This is a genomic window from Cupriavidus sp. 05N40, assembly GCF_056397305.1.
Map to the genome: position 1 here is coordinate 1 of NZ_JBFTND010000482.1, position 380 is coordinate 380.

Genomic DNA, 380 nt, shown 5'->3' on the forward strand with positions numbered 1-380 from the left:
CTTCTTTGGAACCATTACCATTGGCATACTCCTGCTTTCCTCAGTCTTGGGCTTCTATAGCGAGTCGCTGGGTCAGGTAGTCTGGGGGGTGGGCGCAGTTCTTACCATTGTTCTGAGCTTTATCATCACTGCCCGCCTTTTCAAGGGTAAGCAGGACCCTACGCATGCAGCCCCGGCGTGGCTTATCCCCGGTGTTGCGACGTTGGATATCGCCGTTGCGGGCGGGACGATGCCGATGRCCTGGGCACACGAAGTGAACATGTTTGCGGTCGCGGTCGGAACGATGATGGCGATGGTTTTCTTCACCATGATCTTTTCGCGTGTCGTGCACCACGAGCCGCTCCCCAAGGGGATGGTTCCCTCGCTCATCATCATGATTG

1 protein-coding gene is annotated in these 380 nt (G+C 56.5%); it reads left to right on the plus strand.

Annotation, left to right across the window (positions count from 1 at the left end; all coding sequences use genetic code 11):
- Positions 1 to 380 (plus strand): SLAC1 family transporter (locus AC1DO7_RS41555; protein ID WP_477117614.1); only part of this gene is annotated, 380 nt, incomplete at both ends.